The sequence below is a fragment of the Stenotrophomonas sp. SI-NJAU-1 genome, assembly GCF_020883215.1.
Taxonomy (GTDB): Bacteria; Pseudomonadota; Gammaproteobacteria; order Xanthomonadales; family Xanthomonadaceae; genus Stenotrophomonas; species Stenotrophomonas indicatrix.
The window spans coordinates 1,154,637-1,177,867 of sequence record NZ_CP086598.1; the positions used below are offsets into that span (position 1 = coordinate 1,154,637).

General features: G+C 67.9%; 27 protein-coding genes. 10 read left to right on the plus strand and 17 right to left on the minus strand.

What is annotated here, in order from left to right:
* Positions 1-36: 36 nt before the first annotated feature.
* Positions 37-1,425, minus strand: a complete 1,389-nt coding sequence (locus tag LMF57_RS05330; RefSeq protein WP_229291040.1) for a DUF2867 domain-containing protein — start codon at positions 1,423-1,425, stop codon at positions 37-39.
* 11 nt (positions 1,426-1,436) lie between these two features.
* Entirely contained in the window at positions 1,437-1,748 is a 312-nt protein-coding gene (locus tag LMF57_RS05335) for a metalloregulator ArsR/SmtB family transcription factor (protein ID WP_117309764.1), read from the minus strand.
* Positions 1,749-1,983: 235 nt separating this feature from the next.
* Here LMF57_RS05335 and LMF57_RS05340 point away from each other — a divergent pair, with 235 nt between their 5' ends.
* The 4 genes from LMF57_RS05340 (at position 1,984) to LMF57_RS05355 (ending at position 5,509) form a co-directional block, all read left to right on the plus strand.
* The gene (locus LMF57_RS05340) at positions 1,984-2,451 is read left to right on the plus strand and encodes a DUF2975 domain-containing protein (protein ID WP_059063423.1); all 468 of its coding nucleotides are present in this window, start codon (positions 1,984-1,986) and stop codon (positions 2,449-2,451) included.
* A 13-nt stretch (positions 2,452-2,464) separates the two neighbouring features.
* Positions 2,465-2,689 carry a helix-turn-helix transcriptional regulator gene (locus LMF57_RS05345; protein ID WP_025873919.1) on the plus strand — a complete coding sequence of 75 codons (225 nt, stop codon included), beginning with the start codon at positions 2,465-2,467 and terminating at the stop codon, positions 2,687-2,689.
* A 62-nt stretch (positions 2,690-2,751) separates the two neighbouring features.
* Positions 2,752-4,290, plus strand: a complete 1,539-nt coding sequence (locus LMF57_RS05350; protein WP_117309765.1) for a TerC family protein — start codon at positions 2,752-2,754, stop codon at positions 4,288-4,290.
* Positions 4,291-4,372: 82 nt separating this feature from the next.
* On the plus strand, positions 4,373-5,509 hold the full coding sequence (locus LMF57_RS05355; RefSeq protein ID WP_229291364.1) for a metallophosphoesterase: 1,137 nt from the start codon (positions 4,373-4,375) through the stop codon (positions 5,507-5,509).
* Positions 5,510-5,545: 36 nt separating this feature from the next.
* Here the strand turns inward: LMF57_RS05355 and LMF57_RS05360 are convergent, their stop codons facing one another.
* From LMF57_RS05360 to LMF57_RS05385, 6 genes are all read right to left on the minus strand, one after another.
* The gene (locus LMF57_RS05360) at positions 5,546-6,280 is read right to left on the minus strand and encodes an SDR family oxidoreductase (RefSeq protein WP_025873916.1); all 735 of its coding nucleotides are present in this window, start codon (positions 6,278-6,280) and stop codon (positions 5,546-5,548) included.
* A 23-nt stretch (positions 6,281-6,303) separates the two neighbouring features.
* The gene (locus LMF57_RS05365; RefSeq protein WP_025873915.1) at positions 6,304-6,942 is read right to left on the minus strand and encodes a ferric reductase-like transmembrane domain-containing protein; all 639 of its coding nucleotides are present in this window, start codon (positions 6,940-6,942) and stop codon (positions 6,304-6,306) included.
* A gap of 50 nt (positions 6,943-6,992) precedes the next feature.
* Positions 6,993-7,727 carry a putative DNA-binding domain-containing protein gene (locus LMF57_RS05370; RefSeq protein ID WP_117309766.1) on the minus strand — a complete coding sequence of 245 codons (735 nt, stop codon included), beginning with the start codon at positions 7,725-7,727 and terminating at the stop codon, positions 6,993-6,995.
* Positions 7,720-8,565 (minus strand): DUF692 domain-containing protein, encoded by an 846-nt coding sequence (locus tag LMF57_RS05375; protein WP_208081880.1) that lies wholly within the window; start codon positions 8,563-8,565, stop codon positions 7,720-7,722. The genes LMF57_RS05370 and LMF57_RS05375 overlap by 8 nt, the downstream gene beginning before the upstream one ends.
* A 54-nt stretch (positions 8,566-8,619) precedes the next feature.
* Entirely contained in the window at positions 8,620-9,096 is a 477-nt protein-coding gene (locus tag LMF57_RS05380; RefSeq protein ID WP_025873912.1) for an EF-hand domain-containing protein, read from the minus strand.
* 102 nt (positions 9,097-9,198) lie between these two features.
* Positions 9,199-9,843, minus strand: coding sequence for a DoxX family protein (locus LMF57_RS05385; RefSeq protein ID WP_025873911.1), 645 nt, complete (start codon positions 9,841-9,843; stop codon positions 9,199-9,201).
* 343 nt (positions 9,844-10,186) lie between these two features.
* Here LMF57_RS05385 and LMF57_RS05390 point away from each other — a divergent pair, with 343 nt between their 5' ends.
* The 5 genes from LMF57_RS05390 to LMF57_RS05410 all read left to right on the plus strand — a co-directional run bounded on the left by LMF57_RS05390 (position 10,187) and on the right by LMF57_RS05410 (position 15,004).
* Positions 10,187-10,981 (plus strand): alpha/beta hydrolase, encoded by a 795-nt coding sequence (locus LMF57_RS05390; RefSeq protein ID WP_208081879.1) that lies wholly within the window; start codon positions 10,187-10,189, stop codon positions 10,979-10,981.
* 3 nt (positions 10,982-10,984) lie between these two features.
* On the plus strand, positions 10,985-11,530 hold the full coding sequence (locus LMF57_RS05395; protein WP_117309769.1) for a redoxin family protein: 546 nt from the start codon (positions 10,985-10,987) through the stop codon (positions 11,528-11,530).
* Between the two features lie 56 nt (positions 11,531-11,586).
* A complete protein-coding gene (locus LMF57_RS05400; RefSeq protein ID WP_025873908.1) occupies positions 11,587-12,327 on the plus strand; it encodes a response regulator in 741 nt (246 codons plus the stop codon).
* Positions 12,324-13,637 (plus strand): HAMP domain-containing sensor histidine kinase, encoded by a 1,314-nt coding sequence (locus tag LMF57_RS05405; RefSeq protein ID WP_080149437.1) that lies wholly within the window; start codon positions 12,324-12,326, stop codon positions 13,635-13,637. The genes LMF57_RS05400 and LMF57_RS05405 overlap by 4 nt, the downstream gene beginning before the upstream one ends.
* Before the next feature lie 92 nt (positions 13,638-13,729).
* Positions 13,730-15,004, plus strand: coding sequence for an MFS transporter (locus LMF57_RS05410; RefSeq protein WP_208081878.1), 1,275 nt, complete (start codon positions 13,730-13,732; stop codon positions 15,002-15,004).
* A 4-nt stretch (positions 15,005-15,008) separates the two neighbouring features.
* Here the strand turns inward: LMF57_RS05410 and LMF57_RS05415 are convergent, their stop codons facing one another.
* Entirely contained in the window at positions 15,009-15,956 is a 948-nt protein-coding gene (locus tag LMF57_RS05415) for a nucleoside hydrolase (protein WP_117309771.1), read from the minus strand.
* A gap of 154 nt (positions 15,957-16,110) precedes the next feature.
* Here LMF57_RS05415 and LMF57_RS05420 point away from each other — a divergent pair, with 154 nt between their 5' ends.
* A complete protein-coding gene (locus LMF57_RS05420) occupies positions 16,111-16,449 on the plus strand; it encodes a hypothetical protein (RefSeq protein ID WP_229291041.1) in 339 nt (112 codons plus the stop codon).
* Between the two features lie 136 nt (positions 16,450-16,585).
* On the opposite strand, the gene LMF57_RS05425 is transcribed toward LMF57_RS05420, so the two are convergent.
* The 8 genes from LMF57_RS05425 to mdcC all read right to left on the minus strand — a co-directional run bounded on the left by LMF57_RS05425 (position 16,586) and on the right by mdcC (position 23,225).
* A complete protein-coding gene (locus LMF57_RS05425; protein ID WP_117309773.1) occupies positions 16,586-17,305 on the minus strand; it encodes a GntR family transcriptional regulator in 720 nt (239 codons plus the stop codon).
* Between the two features lie 104 nt (positions 17,306-17,409).
* Positions 17,410-18,777 carry an SLC13 family permease gene (locus LMF57_RS05430; RefSeq protein WP_117309774.1) on the minus strand — a complete coding sequence of 456 codons (1,368 nt, stop codon included), beginning with the start codon at positions 18,775-18,777 and terminating at the stop codon, positions 17,410-17,412.
* Positions 18,778-18,878: 101 nt separating this feature from the next.
* Entirely contained in the window at positions 18,879-19,799 is a 921-nt protein-coding gene (mdcH, locus tag LMF57_RS05435) for a malonate decarboxylase subunit epsilon (protein ID WP_208081949.1), read from the minus strand.
* Complete coding sequence (mdcB, locus tag LMF57_RS05440; protein WP_208081948.1) at positions 19,796-20,653, minus strand: triphosphoribosyl-dephospho-CoA synthase MdcB; 858 nt, start codon at positions 20,651-20,653, stop codon at positions 19,796-19,798. Before mdcB ends, mdcH begins: the two co-directional genes overlap by 4 nt.
* Positions 20,650-21,300, minus strand: a complete 651-nt coding sequence (gene mdcG / locus LMF57_RS05445; protein WP_208081947.1) for a malonate decarboxylase holo-[acyl-carrier-protein] synthase — start codon at positions 21,298-21,300, stop codon at positions 20,650-20,652. The genes mdcB and mdcG overlap by 4 nt, the downstream gene beginning before the upstream one ends.
* The gene (gene mdcE, locus LMF57_RS05450) at positions 21,293-21,997 is read right to left on the minus strand and encodes a biotin-independent malonate decarboxylase subunit gamma (protein WP_117311856.1); all 705 of its coding nucleotides are present in this window, start codon (positions 21,995-21,997) and stop codon (positions 21,293-21,295) included. Before mdcE ends, mdcG begins: the two co-directional genes overlap by 8 nt.
* 2 nt (positions 21,998-21,999) lie before the next feature.
* On the minus strand, positions 22,000-22,908 hold the full coding sequence (locus LMF57_RS05455) for a biotin-independent malonate decarboxylase subunit beta (RefSeq protein ID WP_229291042.1): 909 nt from the start codon (positions 22,906-22,908) through the stop codon (positions 22,000-22,002).
* Entirely contained in the window at positions 22,905-23,225 is a 321-nt protein-coding gene (mdcC, locus tag LMF57_RS05460; protein WP_032975933.1) for a malonate decarboxylase acyl carrier protein, read from the minus strand. The genes LMF57_RS05455 and mdcC overlap by 4 nt, the downstream gene beginning before the upstream one ends.
* Between the last annotated feature and the right edge of the window lie 6 nt (positions 23,226-23,231).

The window sequence follows — 23,231 nt, forward strand, 5'->3', positions numbered from 1 at the left end:
GGGCCGCACAGGGCCCCTGCACATTGCTGCCGCAGCTCAGGAATGTGCAGGCGTGCCGGACCACGCGGCCAGTTCCGGTGCCAGCGCATGTTCAACGGCGCGGCGCAGCAGTGCCGGGGCCACGTAATGGCGATGGGCGCTGTCGATCATGGCCATGTAGAAGCGGCCAAACGCATTGAGCGTCTGCACGCGCGAGCCCAGGCTGATCTGGACCTGGCCGTCCTCGCAGAACTGCACGCGCACGCTGCTGCGGAAGCGGAGATGGCGGTCGTCTGCGCCGAGCAGCACTTCGGCACACCGGTCTTCCGCATCTACTCGGGCATCCAGCACCGGGAAACGTCCGCCGAACACGCGGCTGCGGTCGGTGGACAGCAACGACGACACCGGGCAGCCCAGCGGCGAGGTGCGCAGACGCAGTGGTGCAACCAGACGATTGCGCAGTGCCATCAAGCGGCCGACGCCCGCCGGCGGGTTGCGCAGGAACCCGTCCAGTATGTCGGCCAGCAGGGCGGAGGCCGATCGATGGCGGGTCTGCCCGCCGTGCAGGGTCAGCGTGGTCGTGTCGTTGTAGTGACTGTGCGGCAGGGCGCTGGCGAGCATTCCCGCTGAAGGCGACGACGCGCTGCTGCAGACCGGGTACGCCGGCGTCGCCCGCTCCACGAATCCGCGCAGTGGCTCCAGGCTGAAGCGACGCAGCGGCCCCAGCAACGTGCGCGTCTGCACGCACAGGCGTGCGCGCAGGCTGGGCGCTGCCGCCTGCAGTGACAGTTGCAGCAACGGCGTGGCGGCGAGTGTGGTTGCGCTGGGCCAGTGCGCCGCTGGCAGCAGGTCGGTCAGGCTGGGAATGTCCGCGACGTTTGCTTGTGCCTGGGCGCGTGCCTGCTCGCTCATTGCTCCCGCCAGCTCATTGCTGTGGCACGAAAGCGCGAACAGGGCAGGGTGGGCCGGACTGTTCGAGGCGAACTGGTGCCAGGTGCCGCCGCCAAAGCGCACGGTGAACAGGCAATCGGGCGGGATGCGGACACGACGCAGCGACCGCAGGAAGTGCGAGGGATCGTCCGCCAGTTGCTGATCGGATGCGCTGGCAAACCGCAGCTCGGCACCGGCACTGCCGGCGATGGCGGTGAACATGCGCGGCCCGGCATGGCGGTGGAAGGGATGGCCGCCGGCACCCACCACGAAACTGTACAGCGATGACGGATCGCCGTGCTGCAGGTGCATGCCACCCAACCGTGCCGAGGGCTCGTCCAGCGCATCGATGAAGGCCGGGTGGTGGCGCTGGCGCTGGCTGGCATCGCTCACCAGCGCATCGCCGGCACCGATGCCGAGCTGCGCGATCAGGGTGACTTCCACCGGGCCACCGCCGTCGTGTGCCGGAAGCTGGATACTCGGGAACGAACGGCTGGTGCGGGTCGAACCGGGCATCGCAGTGCTCCTCAGCGGGCGGGTGTCTTGCGGCGTGCGCGCGCTTGCCGCTTCAGCGGGCCGCCGACCGGACAGACTTCGGCAGCCCAGGAAAACAGCGTGTTGGCCAGGCGGTCGGGCACCTGCCGGAAGTACACGAACTGGCCGCGCTTCTCGCGTTCGATCAGGCCGGCGTCTTCCAGGATGCGCAGGTGGCTGGAGAGTGCCGGCTTGCTGAAATCGAAGCGCTCGGCCAGCTCGCCGGCGCTGAGTTCGCCGGCGCTGAGGTAGGCCAGGATCTGCCGGCGTGCGGTGGAGGCCAGGGCTTCGAAGATGCGGTCCATCGTTGTAGTTAACTAATTCGTTAACTGATGTTCCGTTTGCCGCTGGGCGGTGTCAAGCGCGGGCGCGATTCAGCCAGCCGCCCTGGGGATGTGATATATCGTTTATCGATAAATCCACCTCGGGGCGGCAGGGCCGCTCCACATCGGAGGCTGCTTGACCGCTCGTCCCGCCCGCGCCCTTCCTGCGCGCGGCTTGTTCACCCTCGCCCAGACCGCCGTGCAGGCGGTGCGCGCGATGTGCTGGCTGGGCATCCTGGCCGCGCTGCTGGCGGTGCCGCTGGTGGCCTACGACCGCAGCTGGCTGCTGGACAGCGTGCACGACGCGCAGGCCGCGGCCATGCACGGTTCGCATCTTTTCCTGCATTTCTGCGTGGGCCTGGCCGCCATCGTCGCGCTGCTGGTGCTGTGCCTGGTGTTCCTGCGCCACCTGGCGCGGCTGCTGCGTTCTGCGGCCAACGAACGCCCCTTCACCCATGCCAATGCCGTACGCCTGCAACGCATGGCCTGGCTGATGCTGGCGATGGAGGTGCTGTCCATCGTGATCGGTCTGTATGCCAGCTGGATGGGGCCGGACTTTGCGTGGATGGAAGTTGGCGGTGGCATGTCGATCACCGGCCTGGTGGCCGTACTGATGCTGTTCGTGCTGGCGCGGGTGTTCACCGTTGGCGCAGCGATGCGCGACGATCTGGACGGTGTGATTTGATGGGCATGATCTGATGGCGATCGTCATCACCCTCGACCGCATGCTGCAGCAACGCGGCATGACCTTGTCCGAGCTGGCCGGGCGCATCGACATCACCCTGGCCAACCTGTCGATCCTGAAGACCGGCAAGGCACGCGCAATCCGCTTTTCCACCCTCGATGCGATCTGCCGCGAACTGCAATGCAGCCCCGGCGACCTGCTCGGGCATGACCCTGCGCAGGCGCAGGATGCGGATTGAGCCTGGCCGCGCCGCACGCCTGCACCGCACCACTTTTCCCTTACTGACGAAACGGACCTGAAATGGAATGGTTGGCTGACCCCTCGATATGGATGGGCCTTGCAACCCTGGTCGTGCTGGAGATCGTTCTCGGCATCGACAACCTGGTGTTCATCGCGATCCTGGCCGACAAGCTGCCGCCGCACCAGCGCGACCGCGCGCGGGTGATCGGCCTGGCATTGGCGCTGCTGATGCGGCTGGTGCTGCTGGCTGCGTTGGCCTGGATCATGAAACTGACCGAGCCACTGGTCACGCTGCTGGAGCACAGCTTCTCCGGCCGCGATCTGATCCTGCTCGGCGGCGGCCTGTTCCTGCTGTTCAAGGGCACCATGGAGCTGCACGAGCGGCTTGAAGGCCGCGAGCATCACGAGGACGGCAAGAAGGTCTATGCCAGCTTTGCGATGGTGGTGGCGCAGATCGTGGTGCTTGATGCGGTGTTCTCGCTGGATTCGGTGATCACCGCGGTCGGCATGGTCGACAACCTCGGCGTGATGTATGCGGCGGTGACCATCGCGATGGCGCTGATGCTGCTGGCCAGCAAGCCGCTGACCCGCTTCGTCAACAAGCACCCGACCGTGGTGGTGCTGTGCCTGGGCTTCCTGCTGATGATCGGTTTCAGCCTGGTGGCCGAGGGCCTGGGCTACAAGATCCCGAAGGGGTACCTGTACGCGGCCATCGCGTTCTCGATCCTGGTGGAAGCGTTCAACCAGTGGATACGTTTCAACCGCGAGCGCAACGAACAGCGCCAGCCGTTCCGCCAGCGTACTGCCGATGCCGTGCTGCGGCTGTTGGGTGCGCGCCAGGCCAATGGCCACGATGAAGATGAAGCCGATGAGCGCGGCAGCTCCGAAGAACGCCTGCAGCCCGCCGAGCACGAGATGATCCGCAGTGTGCTGGGCCTGGCCGACCGCCCGGTATCGAGCGTGATGACGGTGCGTGCCGACGTGCAGTGGATCGACATGGCGCGTGGTCACGACGATGTGGTCGCACGCCTGGTGGCGTCGCCGCATACGCGGATGCTGGTGGGCGAGGGCGACCTGGACAGCCTGCGTGGCGTGGTGCAGAGCCGTGACCTGCTGGCCGACCTGCTGCAGGGCAAGCCACTGCAACTGGAAGGCAACCTGCGCGAGCCGCAGTACGTGCTGTCCAGCGCCAGTGCGTTGCAGGCCCTGGAGCTGATCCGCCAGCACCCGGTGCCGTTGGCAGTGGCGGTGGACGAGTACGGCAGCGTGGAAGGCCTGGTGACGGCCAACGACCTGCTGGCGGCCATCGCCGGTGATCTGGCCGATACCCAGGACGAGCGCTATGGCGTGGTTGCACAGGGCGAGGACTGCTGGGACGCCGACGGCGCGCTGACCCTGGACGACCTGCAGCGGCTGGCCGGCGTGTCGCTGCCGCGCAGCGCGGACTACATGACCATTTCCGGGCTGGTGCTGGAGCAACTGGGGCGCCTGCCCGACATCGGCGACACGCTGGAGGTGGCCGGTATCCGCATCACCGTGCTGGCGATGGAGAAGCGGCGCATCACGCGATTGCGGGTGGAACGCTTGCCGGAAGCGTGACGATGTCGGGGCTGGGCCCATGCCCGGCTCTATCCATTGCCATCTTCTGCCGTCACCATGGCGGGCCTGTTCGCCGTTCTGGATTGTCGTAGTGCTGAGTACGATTGGTTTTCTGATGGGCCTGTATGTGGCCTGGCGCCTTTTCTGGCCGCTGCGCCTGCCTGTCTGGTCGAAGGTGGTGCTGTCGGTGCTGCTGGTGGGCATTGCCGTGCAGCTGCGCATCGTCGCCAGCTTCTGGGGCACGATGGCCTCCCCGGAAATTCCGAAGATGGCCATTGCCACGCTGGCCACCGGTTCCACCGCCGTGCTGCTGCTGGCCCTGGCGTTGCTGGTGCTGGACGCCGGCCTGTTGGCCGCGCGCCTGCTGCGCGCCCCGCGCGCCCTTTCCGTACTGCGCAGCAAGGCGCTGCGCCCGTCTGCCGCGGTGCTGGCGCTGCTGCTCAGTGCCTTCGGTGTCAGCCAGGGCATGGCCGTACCCAAGCCACGGCAGATCGAGGTGGCCATCAGCGGACTGCCGCAGGCCTTCGATGGCTACCGTGTGCTGCAGCTCACCGACATTCACGCCAGCCGCCTGCTGACCGGCGACTGGGTGCGCCAGGTCGTGGCTGCAAGCAATGCACTGCAGCCGGATCTGGTGGTGATCACCGGCGACCTGATCGACGGCAGCGTGCAGGCGCGCCGCAACGATTACACGCCACTGGCGGACCTGCGTGCGCCGGACGGGGTGATCGCCATTACCGGCAACCACGAGTACTACGCGCAGTACAGCGAATGGATGCAGGCGTTCCGCGCGCTGCACATGCAGGTGCTGGAAAACAGCCACACCCAGGTGCGCCGTGGCGGGGCGGCACTGACCATCGCCGGTGTCACCGACCCGGTCGCCGCACGCTATGGCCTGCCGCTGCCCGACCTGGAGGCCGCCCTGGCCGGTGCCGACCCCAGCGCACCGGTGATCCTGCTCGACCATCGGCCCCGCAATGCACGCGAGGCCGCTGCACGCGGGGTGAAGCTGCAGCTGTCCGGGCACACCCATGGCGGACAGATCATCGGCATGGACCAGCTGGTGAAGCGCGCCAACGGCGGCTTCGTCTCCGGTCGCTACGCGGTGGATGGCATGACGCTGTACGTGAGCAACGGTGCCGGCCTGTGGGCCGGGTTCCCGGCCCGCATCGGCATACCGTCGGAGATTACGATGATCACCCTGCGCCGGGCGCCGTGATGCGGTGGGGTGTGGGATGGGGGATCGTGCAACGGCTCAGAGGATGAAGCCTCCATCGATGGTCAGGCTGCTGCCTGTCATGTAGCCCGCTTCCGGCCCCGCTACCCAACTGGCCAATGACGCGATTTCGGCAGGCTGGGCAATGCGGCCCAGGGGTACCCGCGCAGCAAGCTTTTCATCCAGCCCGGCGGTGATGTCGGTCGCAGTCGGGCCGGGTTGCAGGTTGTTGATGGTGATGCCGCTGGGGGCCAGCTCCAGCGCCAGCTCGCGCACCAGAGCGGCCACCGCCGCCTTGCTCATCGCATACAGGCTGCTGCCGGGCGAACCACTGCGCACGGCAGTGTTGCTGCCGATGGTGATGATGCGGCCACCGCCGGACAGATGCGGCAGGGCCGCCTGGATGGCCAGCACCACGCCACGTATGTTCACCGCCAGCAGCTGGTCCAGCGTAGGCAGATCCACGCTGTCGATCGGTGTATGCCGGTACAGGCCGGCATTGACCACCAGCACATCCAACCCACCGAAGGCCTGCGCAGCGGCGGCCACGGCCCGGCGCAACGCATCGGCATCGCTGCTGTCAGCCTGGAAGGCGAGCGCGCGGCCACCGTGCGCGCGGATGGCATCAAGCGATGCCTGCGCCCCATCGGGGCGCGAGACGTGGGTGATGGCGACGTCATGGCCATCAACGGCCAAGCGTTGCGCAATGGCCGCACCGATACCGCGTGAGCCGCCGATGACCAGTGCACGGCGGCGAGAGGAAGAGACTGTCATGTTCAAACTCCGGTTGGGGATGATCAGGCCGCTGGCAGGGAAGGACGGGCGTGGGCGCTGCGGCGCAGCGACTGAGCACGTTTGGCGATCCAGCGGACCACGAAGGCGGTGAACAGCAGTGCCGAAGGCACCGCATACCAGAAGTTCGTGGGTACACGTTTGAAGTACGAATAGGTGAACACCGCCGCGATGACCCACATGCCGGTGACGTGCAGTCGCCGCCAGGCGGTTGGACCCATGCGCCGGGCGATGCTCCGGTGCGAGGTGATGGCCAGCGCCAGGATGGCCACGTAACCCATCGTTCCGGGAAGATTGGCAAGGGCGGAGCGCGCTGGCCAGAACGCCGGATTGAGGATGCCGAACGCGGTGATGGCGAAGGCATGCAGCAGATGCGAGAACGCAAACGACAGGCCGATGATGCGGCGCTCGCGCATCAGGAAGCGGGTGGTCGGCCCGGGCAGCAGGGTGGCAAATGACGATGCCGTAAACGCGGCCAGGAACAGCAGGAACGACGTGCGGGCAGTGACCCGGATCGCTGCGCGGCTGCCCTCGGCCAGATCCGGTTGCAGAGCGAAGGCTGCCAGCGCAAAGGCGATCAGGACTGCGGCGATGGCCATGAACAGGCGCCAGCCATGCAGCAAGGAAGTGTTGGAAACAGCCATGGTCAGACCTCGAATCAGATAGGGGTAGTGCCGGCCGCTGGCCGGCAATCTCAGAACCCGGTCAGCGCGACCAGCACGCCGGCCGCGCACAGTTCGCCCAGCAAGGGCGCGGCCACCACGCGCAGTGCATCGGTGGCCACGCCATGCGCCTCAGCCAGCGCCTGCCGGGCGTCGTCCACGCGCGCACCGTCGTTGCCAAAGGCCGACAACAGCGCATATGCAAGCGGTGCCAGTTCCTCGACCTGCAGGCGGTCGTCCGCCAGGCGACGCAGCAGCAGAAGTGTCGGCTCGCTGGCGGGCGCATCGTCCAGTCCGGCGTCCTCATGCACCGGCCACTGGTAGCCCAGTACCCGCACCAGCGGCGACAGCGCCAGCACGTCGCTGCCCGCAGGCATGGAGTGCAACGAATGCCCGGCATCACGCGCTTCGATGTGCAGTGCCTGCTGCGTGCTCTCGTAGTGCGCCAGTTCCGCTGCCCAGCCGGGCAGCGCGAACGTGTCCTGCGCCGCCAGCCAGGCAGCGAACTCGCTGGCGATCTGCGGGAACAGCGGGGTGTGGCAGTCGTGGTACGCGTAGTAGTGCTCGACCAGGCCACGCCAGCGCGCTTCGCCCAGTTGTTGATGCAGGCGCGGCAGGCTGCCGGCCAGCAGGTTGTCCAGACTGTCGATGCACAGGCGGCAGTAGATCGCCAGCCGCCATGCCGCGATGCCATCGGGTGCGGGCATCGAGGGATCGCGCACATGGTCGGCCCAGCGCCGCTGCAACGTGGCCAGGGACTCAGCCATGGGCCACCTCCGGCAACTCGGCGTCGGCCTGGGCCCTGCGGATCTGTTGCACTTCAGCAAGCAGTTCGGCCAGCGGCGGGAAATTGAAGTCGCGCTCCAGCAGAGTGGGGCGCACGCCTACGTGCGCATAGGCCTCGCGTAGCAGGGCCCAGACCACACCCTTCACCGGCGCGCCGTGGGTGTCGATCTTGAAGCCGTCGTCCTCGTCGAAGTGGCCAGCCACATGCAGGGAGGCCACGCGGTGGGCCGGCACGCGGCGCAGGAAATCGAAGGCGTCGTAGCCATTGTTGCAGGCGTTGACGAAGACATTGTTGACGTCCAGCAGCAGGTCGCAGTCGGCTTCGGCAAGCACGGCAGTGATGAACTCGATCTCGCTCATGTCGGCAGCGGGCACTGCGTAGTAGGAGATGTTCTCCACCGCGATACGACGCCCCAGGCTGTCCTGCACCTGGGCGATGCGCCCGGCAACGTGGCGTACGGCCTCGGCGGTGAACGGCAGCGGCAGCAGGTCATAGAGATGGCCCCCGGCGGCGCAGTAACTCAGGTGTTCGCTGTACAGCTGTACCTGGTGCAGGTCGAGAAAAGCGCGGGTCTGTTGCAGCAGCGTGCGGTCCAGTGGGTCCGGTCCACCCAGCGACAGCGAAAGACCGTGGCAGGTCAGGCGGTGGCGCTCGCTCAGCTGGCGCAGCGCGGCACCGTGTGCACCGCCGACGCCGATCCAGTTGTCCGGCGAGCATTCGAGGAAGTCGATGGCATCGGCCGGCATCGCCAGAAGCTCATCGATCAGGCCTCGGCGCAGGCCGAGGCCCGCACTGGCGGTAGGCAAAGGCAGGGACATGGTGGGTACTCCGGGATGAGGTGCCGCCACAAGGGCGGCACCGGGTGCGGGCAATCAGTCGGCAACGCGCGAGAACAGGCCCTTCGGCATCGGCTTGCCATTGGCGGTGTAGACGCTGCGCAGGTAGTCGTGCGCTTCCTGCTCGCTGATGTAACCGTCGTGGTCGGTGTCGATGCGGTCGAATTCGGCGGCACGTTTGGCGGCCACGGCATTGAACTCGGCACGCGACACCTTTCCGTCGTGGTCACGGTCGGTCCGGGCAAACGAGGCGTCGCCGCACTTGCCTTCGCCGCACTGGCCCTCGGCTACCTTGGCCTTGCCGGCGGGCTTGCTGGTGGTGGCCTTGTTGGCGCCGCACTTGCCTTCACCGCACTTGCCTTCGGCGGCGGCGCTCATGGCCACGGCACTGATCGCCAGCGGCTGGATCGCGGCAGCCTGGCCGGCCAGCAGCAGGCCGCCGGCCAGGGCGATGCCGATGGCGCCGATGCGCGGCAGACGGGAAGCAGAGGTGTTATTGGTCGAGACGGACATGGTGATGACTCCTTGGGATGTGCACGCAGGGCGTGCGGGATGGACGCCGCTGGAAGGCGACGGAATGCGATGCGAGGAAGGGTGGGAGAGGGCGGAAGCGGATCAGGCGCTGCGGCGACGGCGCAGTACATGGGCCAGCAACAACGCGGCGCCGAGCAGGGCACCGCCGAAGCCGACGCCGGGCAGTAGTGCGGCGACCGGCAGCAGCAGCGCGATCAGGCTGCTGCCCCAGCCGAGGCCGTCATCGTCTGCGGCGGCGTGTTGCGGGCTGGCAAGCAGACGGTCCAGGCTGAGTGATCCAGCACCGTTGAGGATCAGCGGCAGCAGCATGGCCAGGAACAGCAGCGGCAGCTTGAAGTTGCCGTAGCCCTGGTCGGTGATCGCATAGCCCCGCCAGAGTTCATCCAGGCCGTTCCACTGGTCGGGCCAGTGCACGGCGGCGATGGCCACGATGGTGAGCACCCAGAAGATGTACGCCACCGAGCGCGTGGCCAGGCCCAGCAGCAGCATCACCGCGCCCACCAGTTCCAGCCAGGTGGCCAGCTGCCAGTTGAGCGAGGCGGGCAGGGTGGAGAAGGGGAACGGGAACCGGCCTTCCAGATCGGCGAACCAGTTCTGGCCGCCCAGCTTCTCGCGACCGGATTCAAAGAATTCCCAGGCGAGCAGGGCGCGCAGGGCCAGCGGCGAAAGCCAGCGGCCGACGGCATCCAGGCGTGGGGTGTAGAGGGAGGAGGCGGTGCTGATCATGGGTGTGTCCTGCGGGCCGGTTGTCGATGGAGGCCATTTCGGGCCACGCAGGTATCGGCAACGTGTGTCGATGCCCGGGGTTTTGTCAGCGACTGTGGCTGCGGCAGGGGTTTCGTACAGTTGGATACAAAGACGCCGCATCGGGGGCGCATCGGCGCGTTGCGCGCCCGCGTGCGGGGAGCGATATCCACCCGATGGCGCCGGGGCATGCCCAGCGGCCGAATGTATCCCACTGTAGGAACCCGCCGCCGCCCTACAGTCCGGTACAACTCGGCATCACAGCGAAACAGCAGGGATACACCGGCACGCGGAAATGGCCACTCCCAACACCGGAGTGCCACCCATGATCCGCACCACCCTGCTTGCCGCTGCCCTGGCCCTGGCCGGCACCGCCACCCCCGCCTTCGCCGTGCAGGCCGATGCCGGCGCGCCGCCCACCATCATCCTGGTGCATGGCGCCTTCGCCGATGGCTCCAGCTGGAACAAGGTCATCGGCACCCTGCATGCCTGGAAGCTGCCGGCGGTGGCGGTACAGAATCCGCTCACCTCGCTGGCCGATGACGTTGCCGCTACCCGTCGCGCGATCGCTGCCGCGCCTGGCAAGGTGGTGCTGGTCGGCCACAGCTGGGGCGGCACGGTCATCACCGAAGCGGGCGACGATCCCAAGGTGCAGGCGCTGGTCTACGTGGCCGCGTTCGCACCGGATGTCGGCCAGTCCTCCGCGCAGCAGGGCGAAGGCTTCCCGGTCGGCCCCGGGCTGACCCGCCTGCAGGAGAAAGACGGTTACCTGACCCTGCCGGCCGATGCCATCGCCCAGGATTTCGCACCCGACGTGATGAAGAAGGCCGCCGCCCTGCTGTACAGCACGCAGGTGCCGTTGAAGGCCAGTGCGCTGGGTGAGGCCGTGACCACGGCGGCATGGCGCAGCAAGCCGAGCTGGTACGTGGTCAGCCGCGATGACCGCATGCTCTCGCCGCAGCTGCAGGTCGCCACCGCGCAGCGCATTGGCGCGCAGCTGCAGTCGATCGGCAGCAGCCATGTCTCGCTGCTCTCGCACCCCGCGCAGGTGGCCGACAGCATCCTGGAAGCTGCCGGTGTGAAGCCGGCCGAGCTGCCGCTGGCCGAGCAGGGGGGCTGAGCAATGGCCACGCTTCGTGCCTATACCGTGCCGCTGCTGCTGTCCCTGCTCGGCGCCGTTGCGCTGCTGCTTGCGTGGCCAAGCCCCGAAGCCGGTGCACAGACTGCCGAGGCCGCACCCGCTGCGGGATTCAGCGGCGGTGGGCCATGGCACAACACCCCGCCGCTGACCCTGCAGCAGCTGCGCGGGCAGGTGGTGCTGGTCGAATTCTGGACCTACACCTGCAGCAATTGCCTCAACGTGGCGCCGTACGTTCACCAGTGGCATCGCCGATACGCGGAACAGGGCCTGCACGTGATCGGCGTGCACACCCCCGAATTCGCGTATGAAGGGCTGCCGGGGAACCTGCGCCGTGCGATCCACCGGCTGGATATCACCTGGCCGGTGGTGCAGGACAACCAGTACCGGATCTGGAACGCGTGGGGTAACCGTTTCTGGCCCGCGCTGTACCTGATCGACCGGCAGGGGCGGGTGGTCTACCGGCACTACGGTGAAGGCGACTATGCGCGTACCGAAAGCGAGATCCAGCGCCTGCTGGCCAGCCCCTGAGCCGCGCTACCATGGCCGCGTCGCGCGGCTTCGCCCCTGCCTCGATCGAGAATACGATGAACCACGTACCGCACATCCTTGTCGTCGACGATGACAGCGACATCCGCCAGATGCTGGCCGACTACCTGCAGCGCAACGGCCTGCGCGTCAGCCAGGCCGATGGTGGCCGCGCGATGCGCGCGCTGATGGACACCCATGCGGTGGACCTGGTGGTGCTGGATGTGATGATGCCCGGCGAGGATGGCTTGAGCCTGTGCCGCAACCTGCGGGCCGGCAAGCACCGCGCCGTGCCGGTGGTGCTGCTGACCGCCCGCGATGATGAGACCGACCGCATCATCGGCCTGGAAATGGGCGCCGATGATTACGTGACCAAACCGTTCTCCTCGCGCGAACTGCTGGCACGCATCAACGCGGTGATCCGCCGCACGCAGATGCTGCCGCCGAACCTGCAGGTGAGCGAAGCCGGCCGCCAGCTGGCCTTCGGCGAATGGCGCCTGGATACCACCGCCCGCCACCTGCTGGACGCGCAGGACACCGCCTATCCGCTCAGCGGCGCCGAGTTCCGGCTGCTGCGCGTGTTCCTTGACCACGCCAACCGTGTGCTCAGCCGCGACCAGCTGCTCAGCCTCACCCAGGGCCGCGATGCGGAACTGTTCGACCGCTCGATCGACCTGCTGGTCAGCCGCGTGCGCCAGCGCCTGGGCGACGATGCGCGTGAGCCGACCTACATCAAGACCGTGCGCAGCGAAGGCTATGTGTTCAGCGTGCCGGTGCAGTTGCTGGGGCCGGAGGAATGAACGCCGCGGCGCGCCGCCTGCCGTGGCCGCGCACGCTGTCGGCGCGGCTGCTGCTGTTGCTGCTGGGTGGGCTGACTCTGGCCCATGCGCTGTCGTTCGGCCTGCTGTTCTACGAGCGCTACCAGTCCACCCGCAGCATGATGCTGCGCAACCTCGACGAGGACGTGGCCGTGAGCGTGGCCTTGCTGGAGCGCTTGCCCGCCAGCGAGCGCGAAGCGTGGGTGCCGCGTCTGGAACGGCGAACCTACCGCTATCTGTTGCGCCCGGCCGCGGCCGGCCCTGCGCCGGAGACTGATCGTGCGCGACAGGTCACCAGCATCATCGATGACAGTCTGCGGCATCGATATCCGCTGCAGGCGCGGCAGGTCTCGCGTATGCCCGAGCGCTTTGAAGTGGAGCTGCGCCTGCACGACGGCACGCCGCTGACCATCGAGGTCACACCGTCCGGCCTGCCACTGGCACGCTGGTTACCGCTGGTGCTGATGGCGCAGCTGGCACTGCTGCTGCTGTGCGCATGGTTGGCGGTACGGCTGGCGATGCGGCCGTTGGCACAGCTGTCGCACGCGATGGAGCACCTGCAGCCCGGCCAGGACGGGCCGGCGCTGCCTGAAGACGGTCCAGCGGAGGTAGGCACCGCAGCAACGGCACTCAACGCACTGCAGGCCCGCATCCGTGGTCATGTCAGTGAACGCCTGCAGATCCTGGCGGCGATCTCGCACGATCTGCAGACGCCGATCACGCGGATGAAGCTGCGGGTGGAAACGCTGCCTGAAGACGCCACCCAGCAACGGCTGCTGGCCGACCTGGACCATCTGGGACAGCTGGTACGCGAAGGCGTGGCGTACGCGCGCAGCAGCCATGTGGCCAGTGGTGAGCCGGTGGCAATGGATCTGGCGGCATTCCTGTCCAGCGTGGTCGGCGATTACCAGGACGTGGGCAAGCCAGTCAGTGGTGGCGCCCCGAGCGGCCTGATCGTGCAGACGTGGCCGCAACCACTGCGGCGGGTGGTCGGCAATCTGGTCGACAACGCTTTGCGCTATGCCGGGAGCGCGGAGATTGATGCCGGTCGTGACGAGGCGGGCAGGGTGTGGATTCGGATTTCCGATCGTGGCCCCGGTATTCCCGAGGACCAGCTGCAGGCGGTATTGGCGCCCTTCCATCGGCTGGAAAGCTCACGCAACCGGGATACCGGCGGTACCGGGCTCGGTCTGGCCATCGCCGTGCAGCTGGCGCAATCGCTCGGTGGTTCTCTACGGCTGCACAATCGCGAGGGCGGCGGTTTGCAGGCGCTGTTGCAGTTGCCGGCCTGAAGTCTGGCGGGGCAAGCCATCCACGCATGGCGTGGATCTACTGCATCGTCACCGCCTTCATGACACGCTGCGGCCATGAAGGAAAGCACGCAATGACCGCAGGACGGCAGCGCTCGATGTGGGTGGCCGGCCTGTCCACGGTGGTGGAGTGGTACGACTTCACCCTGTACCTGTACTTCGCCACGGTGCTGTCGCGGGTGTTCTTCGGCGGTGGCGAAGAGGCGATGCTGGTCACCCTGGCCGGCTTCGCGGTGTCCTACCTGATGCGTCCGCTCGGTGCGCTGTGCTTCGGCCACCTGGGTGACCGGCTCGGCCGGCGCTGGATGCTGCTGGCCTCGATGGCGTTGATGGCCGCGGCCATGCTGGCCACCGCGTTGCTGCCGACCGCGGCCACCGCGGGTGTGACTGCTGGCGTGCTGCTGCTGATCCTGCGCTGCGTGATGGCGTTTTCCGTGGGCGGCGAATACACAGGCGTGGTCGCCTATCTGCTGGAAAGCGCGCCGGCGCGACGACGTGGCCTGGTCACCTCGCTGGCCTCGGCGGCCAGTGAAGTAGGTGCGTTGCTGGCAGTGGCGATCTCCGCGCTCACCGTGGCCCTGCTGCCTGCGCCGCAGCTGGACAGCTGGGGCTGGCGGATCCCGTTCTTCTTCGGCGCGGCGCTGGCACTGGTGATCCTGATCGCGCGTTCGGGCATGCACGAATCGCCGGAGTTCGAGCGGCAGCGGCGCGAAGGCAGCATTCCGGCTACGCCGCTGCGGCACGTGCTGCGCAACCATCCCGGTGCCGTGGCGCGCACGTTCGCGATTTCCGCACTGGGTTCGATCACCTACTACGTGGGCATCACCTATGTGCCAGCATTCCTGCACGCACAAGGGCACGACGAAGGTGATGCGCTGTGGCTGTCGACGATTGCGGCGGTGGCGGTGATCGCGATCACCCCGCTGTGCGGGGCGCTGTCCGATCGCTTCGGGCGGCGTCCGCTGCTGCTGGGGCTGACGGTGCTGGCGGCGCTGCTGCCGTTGTCGATGTTCGGCTGGATGGCCTCTGCTGCGCCGTTGGGCATCGTGCTGGCAGCGGTGAGCCTGGCCTGTGTGGCCGGCGGTATCAGTGCGGTGGCGGCACCGGCTACGGCCGAGCAGTTCCCCGGCGAGGGCCGGGTCAGTGGTCTGGCGCTGGGGGTGACCATGGCCACCGCAGTGTTCGGCGGGGCGACGCCGTGGTTGGCGCAATGGTGGGTGGAACGCAGCGGCTGGGCGGCGGCGCCGGGGGCGATGATCGCGCTGGTGGCGGTGCTGGTGCTGCCGGTGCTGTGGACGCTGCCGGAGACCGTGCCGAAGACCCGCCCCGTGTCCCGGGGCGGGCAGTGAGCGCTTAGACCTTCAGGATCTGCTCGATGTCGGCCAGCACCGCGGCCGCATCCACGCCGATGGCGATGGACTGCAGGACATGGCCGTCCCACACGCTGGGGCCGAAGCCCATGCCTTCCGGCTTGGGAATGGTCATGCCACGGGCGACACCGTCGGTGGCCACGCGCACGCTGGCGCGCTCGAACTGGAACAGCTCCGGGCGGGTCAGGGCGATGCAGGCGCAGCAGTCGTGCACGACCATGCCCTTGTGGCCGGCCTGCAGATAGAAGTCGACGTAGTCCTGCGACAGGGCGCGGACCAGTTCGGCATCGGCGCCGCCGATCGCGGCCAGCTTGTCCAGGCCGTCGCGGTTCATCTCGACGCGGGTGGTCACGTCCAGGCCGATCGCGGTGACCGGCCACTGGGCGGTGAACACGATGTCGGCCGCTTCCGCGTCACCCCAGATGTTGGCCTCGGCCGCCGGGGTGATGTTGCCGTTGACGTGGAACGCACCGCCCATCAGCACCACGCCACGCACCAGGCCGGCGATGTCCGGGGCCTGCTGCAGGGCCAGCGCCAGGTTGGTCATGCGGCCGACCGCCACCAAGGTCACTTCGCCCGGATGGGCGCGCACCAGGTCGATGATCAGCTGGTGCGCAGGACGGCCGTCGGCGGTTGCGTCCAGCGTTTCCGGCACCGGGTGGTTGCCCAGCCCGTTGTGGCCGTGGATGTGCACCGGCCAGGCTTCCGGGGTGGCTTCGGGCTGCAGCGGGCCTTCGGCGCCGCGCGCGACCGGCGCGGACAGGCCCCAGGCCTGCTTCAGGTACAGCGCGTTGTGGGTGGTCGACTCCACCGAGGCATTGCCGAAGGTGGTGGTGACGCCGATCAGGTCGATCTGGGGGTGCTTGTGCAGGTACAGCAGAGCCAGCGCGTCGTCGACGCCCGGGTCGGTATCGAAAATGACTTTCAGCATGTTGTTGTTCTTCTTCTTCCGTGTGGTGCAGGGGGGCCGGCGGCCCCGAGGGCAGGCCGGCGCGCTCCACATTGTCCCATCTTCATGACAGGCAGGGCGAACCGGCGGCGGTGGTATCGTCTGCGGGCCCGAACCCGTCGCAAGGAGCTGCGCCATGCTGGCTGTGACCCTCGTCCTGATTGCCCTGGTGCTGGGGCTGAACCTGGTGGCCAGTTTCGTGGTGCTGGGCCGCGACGACCTTCCCGCCAGCAGCCGCGCCGGGCAGCTGCTGGTGGTGTGGCTGCTGCCATTGGTCGGCGCGATCGTGTGCATGGCGATGGCCACCGCCGATGGTTCGCCCGCGCGAGCCGATGGCAGCAGCGGTGGACCGGCGGATTTCACCGGGGGCTATTCCGGGGACAGCAACAGCCACCACAGCTACAGCAGTTCCGACTGCAGCAGTGGCGACAGCGGTGGGAGCGGAGACGGCGGCAGCTGCGGCGGCGGCGATTGAGGAGAGATTCCAGGTTGCCGGCCAGCGGCCGGCACTACCCGGACGTGACCTATCGAGGTTGCCGGCCAGCGGCCGGCACTACCGTGACCGGGCCTCGCCGGGGTAGTGCCGGCCGCTGGCCGGCAATCCCATGAGCTCAGCTTCCGCCTTCGGTCGGCAACGGCGCAGGCACGTTCAACAACCCGCCGCTGGCCACATACGCAGCCAAGGCCTGGCCCTGGCTGAGCAGGTGGCGTTCCATCGTGCGTTCGGCGGCTGCAGCATCGCGCTGGCGGAAGCAGTCCATCAGTTCGCGGTGTTCGGCCAGCGACTGCGCGGTGCGGCCCGGCGCCAGCAGCTGGCGGCCGCGATGCATCTTCAGGATGCGGTGAAGGTCGTGGGTGATGCGGATCAGCCACGGGTTGCCGGCGTAATGCTGCACTGTCTCGTGGATGAGGTAGTTGTTGCGGTAGTACTCGGCGATGTTGCCCTCGGCGGCGGCCGCTTCCATCGCCGCGTGCAGGTCTTCCAGCTGCTGCACGCCGGCGTCGTCGATGTGCTTGACCGCTTCATGCGCACATCGGCCTTCCAGCATCGCCATCACCGGGAACAGCTGGTTGAGGTCTTCCAGGGTCAACCGGGTTACCCGTGCGCCGCGGCCGGCATCGATCTGCACCAGGCCTTCGGCAGCGAGCAGCTTCAACGCTTCGCGCAGGGGCGTACGGCTGATGGCCAGTTCCTCGCACAGCGCCGGTTCGTCGATCCACTCGCCCGGCGGCAGGCGGTAGTCGTAGATCCGCTCGCGCACGTGTTCGGCCACCTCCTCATACAGAGGGGCGCGCTTCTTCGGAGAACGCGGAGCGGGAGCGATGGTCATGCGGAAAGTGTAACGCCAGGCAGTGCCGGCCGCTGGCCGGCAACCCGTGATCGTTCGACGGATGCACGAGGTTGCCGGCCAGCGACCGGCACTGCCGCAGGCATTCACATCCAGCCCGGCACCACGAACACCAGCCACGCCAGCAGCGGGCCAAACACCACCACCAGGCCGCTGTAGACCAGGAAGCGGCGGAACAGCGTTTCGCGTTCTTCCTTCGCGGCCGAGGCCACCACCAGTGCGCCGTTGGTCGAGAACGGACTGACATCGACGATGGTGGAGGACACCGCCAGCGCGCAGATCACGCCAGCTGCACTGAGATGACCCTGCATCAGGAACGGCACGGCCAGCGGAATGGTGGCGCCCAGCACCGCCGCCGACGAGGCGAATGCGGAGACGATGCCGCCCACGTAGCAGACCAGCAACGCGCCCAGCAGCGGGATGCCGATGCTGGAGACGCCGTGGCCGATGAAGTCCACGGCACCGGCATGTTCCAGCACGCCGATGTAGGTGACCACGCCGCAGATCAGCAGCACGGTGGACCAGCTGATGCCGTCCACCGCACCCTTCTGGCTCTGCGGCGACAGCAGGGCCAGCACCACCGCAACGGTGATCGAGACCAGGCCGACGTTGAGGTTGTAGATCAGCGCGGCCACACCCAGGCCGAGCAGGCCGATCAGGGTGAACAAGCGCTCGCGGGTCAGGCCCACCGCATCCAGTGCCACTGGATCGTTGGACAGGGTGCCACCACCGGCTGCGACCAGCGCACCGTGGCCTTCGATGGCGAACTGCCGCGATGAAGCCTGCGGGCCACCGGCCATCGCCAGCTCCGCGGTGCCTACCTTGCCCGCCGCAGTGATCGAACCGCGACGCAGCAGCGCGATGCCGCCGAAGGCGAAGAAGCAGATCGTGGCCATCATGAAGTTGAAGCCGAGGCTGGTCAGGAACACCGCCATTTCGGTGACTTCCAGGCCTGCCTTCTGCACCACGCCATTGGTGATGCTGCCGTACACGCTGATCGGCGAGAAGCCACCGGCCTGCGCGCCATGGATCACCAGCAGGCCCATCATCAACGGATTGATGTTGTACTGCTTGGCAAAGCGCAGCGCGACCGGGCCGATGATCGCAACCGCGGCCGGGCCCAGCGCACCGAAGGCGGTCAGCACGGCAGTGATCACGAACATCACCCACGGGATGGCCACGATATGGCCGCGTACCGCTTTCACCGCCCAGTGCACCAGCAGGTCGATGGTGCCGTTCTTCTGCGCGATGGCGAACAGGTAGGTGATGCCGACCAGGGTCAGGAACAGGTCTCCCGGGAAGCCGGCGAGAACCTCCTTGCCCCCCATGTCGACCCAGAGCCCGCCGACGATGAAGGCCAGTGCGAAGGCGACGGCGCCCATGTTGATCGGCATCGCGGTGGCGACGATGAACATGATCACCAGACCGATGATCGTTGCAATTTGTGGAGTCATGCGCCCTCCCAGACACCTGATTCGCGTGTTGCACGGATGGAAGCCCGCCATCCCGGGGTATGGCCTGTTACGTACTGCGCGTTACGTACTGCTCAAACCCGTTACTGCAGCCGCTGCAGCGCGCTGCGGACCCACGCCGCCGCGCCGTCCAGGCTCTGGAATTCCTCGATCGCGCGTACCTCGCAGCACGGATAGGCCGGCGCGATCATGCGTGCCAGTGCGTTGCCGGGGCCCAGCTGCAGGAACACCCGTGCGCCGCGCTCGAAGGCCTGGCGCATCACCTGTGCCCACTCGATGGTCTGTGCCAGCTGCGCGGACAGCGTGTGCACCACCGCTGCGGTGTCTCGCACCGGCCGTGCGTCGATGCCGGCCAGCAGCGGCAGGCGCGGCGCCTGCAACGTGGTGGCCTGCAGTGCGGCGGCAAACGGTGTGACCGCCGCCGACAGCAGTGGCGTATGCGCCGGCACATGTACCGGCAGCACGCGCACCTCGGCACCTTGTGCGTGCGCGGCAGCGGCCAGCGCACGCAGTGCCGGCAGCGTGCCGCCAACGATGAAATGATCTGTGCCGTTGGCGATCGCCACGTGCGTGCCGTGGATTTCGCACAATGTCTGCACCGTCTGTCGATCCAGCCCCAGCATCGCCTGCATTCCGGCATCGACCGGACTGACGGCGTCCATGAATCGTGCACGCTGCGCCGACAGGGACAGGCAGGTGATCACGTCGAAACTGTCGGCGATGGCATGTGCCGCCAGTTCGCCGATGCTGTACCCGGCCACCACGATCGGGTCCGGCACGGCGCCGCGCAGGGCATGCCAGTGCGCGATGCTGGCGGCGCACAGCAGCGGCTGCGCCTGTGCGTTGTCGAAGCGGTCGTCGTCGGCCGCGGCCGCGAACACATCGCGCCCCAGCGCGTCGCTCGCCGCATCCAGTACCGCGCGTGCAGCGGCCATGCCGCGCACATGGTCGAACATCGCCGGATGCTGCGCACCCTGTCCGGGGCAGAGCAGGGCCAGGCTCATGCGCCCTCCTGCTGCAGCAGGAACCAGGCGCAGGCCAGCAGATCGGCACTGCCACCCGGGCTGAGCCGACGCCTCACGAACGCATCGCCGATGGACTGCAGGCGCACGCGCCAGTCCGGCGCGAAGGCGCCACCGGCGGAAAGGAATGTGGCCGCTTGTTGTTGCGCCCAGCGCAGGCCTTCGGTACCGCCGCGATGCAGCAGGTTCAGATCGTCCACCTGTGCCACCAGCTGCATCAGCGTCTGGCACAACGCGGCGTCGCGCGGCAGGCCGCTGTCCAGCGCATGGCGCAGGGCAGGCAGGGCCAGCTCACGCAGCACCGGGTAGCCGGCGGCAGCCTGTTCGCGTACGCCGCAGACCCCATGCCGCGCACGTGCGCGCTGTCCCGGGCTGTGCGGGTCCAGCGGCGCAGCGATGAGCGCGTCTTTCCACTGCTGCACCGCCAGGCACACCTGCGCGCCCGACACGGCATGACCATGCACGCGCCTGCGCTCAGCAGCGGCGGCCACCAGCAGGCCAAGGCTGAAGATCGCACCGCGATGGGTGTTGATGCCGGCGGTGGCGGCCAGCATGGCCGCTTCAGCGGAGATACCGTGATCGCGCAGCACCGTGAAGGGGGCGCCGGCGGCACCGGCCCTGGCCACCGCCGTGAAGTAGTGGCGCAGGGCGAAAAGACTGCGCAGGAAAGTGCCGGCATCCATGTCGTCATGGCTGCCGCTGTCGAACGGGGTGACCAGGCCCGGCTTCGGGGCGCACGCCAGCTCGGCGTGCAGGCTGGCAATGGCCAGCCGTCCCAGGCGTGCGCTGTCGACCACCGCGTCGCGTGCCGGCAACGGCTTCGGGGCGGCGATCATGCGATCGCCTCGCGCGTGGCGAACAGTGCATCACGCGCTTCCAATGCGGCTCCATCAAGGCGTTTCACCAGCACCTGGCGACTGCGGCCGGCAAGTTCGCGCCAGTTCACCGCGCCACCATCTGGCAGGCACAGCTCGCCATCAAGGCGATGCGGATGGCGGGTCTGCCATGCCAGCAACTGCGCGATCAGCGCCTCGGCCTGCGCGGCATCGGTCACCTGCCACAGCAGGTCGATGTCCGAACGCTCATGTATATAGGGCAGGGCGGTCAGCCATTGCCAGGCGAAGGCGCCGAACACACGGGCCGGCGCCAGTGCCTGCAGGTCGTGGAGTGATTCCTGCCACGGCTGTGGAACACCTGCGTCGCCTGCTGCCAGCAGCTCGCTCAACGCCGGCGGAGCCCGCATGTGCACGACGTCGCACAGCGGTACGCGCAACGACAGGCGCTGCTTGCCTTCGGCCGGTGGCAACGGAACGCCCAATCGCAGGCGCGGATCGGCATCATCCGCGGCACGACGCGCCACCACTGCAGGGAAGCCCTGCGCGAACCAAGCGGCAAGACGCGGCTCGTGCGCGGGCAGGTCGGCCCGCCAATCGGCATCGGCCGACAGCCAGACCAGCGTGTGCCGGGCCGGCCGCTCAGGCATTGCCCTGGCTCACTGCGGTGGTCACCTGCGCAGCCAGCGTACGGCCACCCCGTTCGGCGCCCAGTGCAGCGCGATGGTCACCGTCGACGGCTGCACGCAGTGCGTCCAGCAGGTGATGCGCCAGATCGCCATCCCACAGCGATTGCACTGCGCCCATCGCCACGTAGTTCGCCACGCCCGGCGCGAACACCGGCGAGGTCAGGCTGAGCGCCTGCAGTTTTTCCAACGGCTGCTTGGTCACCCGTGCCATCGCGCGCAGATCCATCACCCGCACCTGCGCATCGGGCAGGGCATGGATGAGGTCGGCCATCAGCCCGAACGACAGGAAGCCGCCGCTGACCGATTCGCCGTAGACCAGCGTGACCAGGCGAGCGCCACGGCGGCGGGCCAGGTCCAGGGTCTGTGCGAGGTGGGCAAAGTAGCCGTTGATGCCCAGCAGTTCATCGCGGCGCGCCAGCCGCTGCCCGGCGGTATCGACCAGCATCACGATGGGACGCTGCGGATGTGCAGCGGTGCTGGCCAGCACGGTGTCGGCCAGCACCAGCGCGTGGTCCACACCGACTTCGATCCTGTCGGTGGTGCCGATCACCGTCACCTCACCGTCGTCGGTGGTCGCTGTGCCGGTCAGTACCGAATCGTTCACCGCGATCGCATGGCCACGCGGGAACAGTGCGTCCAGCAGCGAATTCAATGGCAGGCTCATGGCAGGCTCCGCTGCGCAGTGGCGGCAAGGAAGGCATCGGTTTCCAGCAGCGCCAGACGTTCCGGGTCGGCAATGCCCTGGCGTGCCCAGATCTGCAGGCCATCGTTGCAGTCGCCCCACGCCTGTACGCGCGCCTTCAATGCGGCGTGGCGTGCCTGCAGCGCGGCCAGTGCCGCGTCGGGGTCGGCACTGGCGGTGTCTGGCTGCAGCGCACCAGAGGCGGCCTCGGCGAACGCGCTGATCGCATCGGGCACCAGCACTTGCGCCTGGTCGATCAGGTAGCGGTGCTTGCCACCGGTCACCCGCCACACCAATGCGCGGTCGCGCGAATCGAATTCCTCCACGCCGCGCACGGTCTCGATCACTTCGGGGCCGGACAGCGACAGCCGTCCTTCCTCGGACATGATCACCGTACTGCAGCAGCGGGCGACGATGCCCATGCCGCCGAAGGCGCCGTTGCCGCTGCCGATCAGCGCCACCACTGGCACCCCGGCGGCCCGTGCGCCGAGCGTGGCGCGCATGATTTCGGAAATGGCGATCAATCCCGCATTGGCTTCATGCAGGCGCACACCGCCGGTATCGAGCAGCAGCAGCACGCCATCGGGATGGGTATCCGCCGCGCGGCGCAGCAGGCCGGTCAACTTGGCGCCATGCACCTCACCCACGCCGCCGCCCATGAATTCACCCTGCTGCGCGGCCACCAGCACGCGTTTGCCTTGCAGGCGTCCCTCGCCGACGACGATGCCATCGTCGAAGGCGGCCGGCTGGTCCAGCTGCGCCAGATGCGGGCTGATGGCGCGCTGGGTTGGGCCGAGAAATTCGCGGAACGATCCTGCATCAAGCAGCCCGGCGATGCGCGCGCGGGCATCGGCTTCGTAATAGCTGGTGCGCTGTGCGAGCGTCATGGCTGGCCTCCGGCAAGCAGGGTCTCGACGGCCTGGTCCAGGCGCAGGCTGACCACCGCCGGTGTAGCGCCGGCATCGTTGATCGACACGCGCACATCGCGCAGGGGATGACGCTGGGCGAAGTCGGCGATCACCGCCTGCCATACCGTGCCGAAGCCACGTGCAGCGGTGATGATGCGCACGGTCATCGCACCGTCCAGGTCGGCCGGTTCCAGCAGGATTTCCAGGTTGCCCGAGGCCAGTACGCCCACCAGCACCGCATCGGTGGGGAAGCGCACGGGCGTCGTGCCGGCGAATCGATAGTCGAGGGTTTCCATGGCGTG